1 pseudogene is annotated in these 441 nt (G+C 53.5%); it reads left to right on the top strand.

Features of this window, described 5'->3' with window-relative positions:
• Window positions 1–297: pseudogene (locus BZJ21_RS16435) on the top strand (glycosyl hydrolase family 26); the annotation flags it as partial.
• Window positions 298–441: the final 144 nt, after the last annotated feature.

Below are 441 nucleotides of genomic sequence, written 5' to 3'. Positions count from 1 at the left end.
TGGTCACTAGCGGGGCGAGAGCAGGCTAAAGCAGAAGCCTATATGACTGATCCGGATGAGTTTTTTGATGTGATGGATATATCTGGTGACTTTGAGCGTGCAGAGGACGCAGCGGTTGTTCCACGAAGAGAGTGGCATGAGTACACAGTGAAAAGCTATATGGGCGGAAAGCTAGTGAAGCTCGAAGACCAACGAGGACATTCGCCACTTCGTATCAGCTCTCAAGAGTCTGGCTGGATAAATAGTTTTCTACCGCTATTTGCCATCATTGATGGACGTATGGTGATTGCACGTTAAGGAGGCGCTATGCCAGGGGCAGCACGATTAGGGGATACCGCCGGTGGGCATGGTTGTTTTCCGCCCACCGCAGTGACCAGCGCTAGCGCTGGGGTGATGATTAATGGCAAGCCGGCGGCAAGAGTGGGGGATACCGCCGCCCCA

Origin of the sequence: Salinivibrio costicola subsp. alcaliphilus (genome assembly GCF_001996185.1) — a bacterium.
GTDB lineage: Bacteria > Pseudomonadota > Gammaproteobacteria > Enterobacterales > Vibrionaceae > Salinivibrio > Salinivibrio costicola.
Note: the sequence above shows the minus strand (reverse complement) of the source record. Positions and strands in the feature narration are given on the sequence as shown.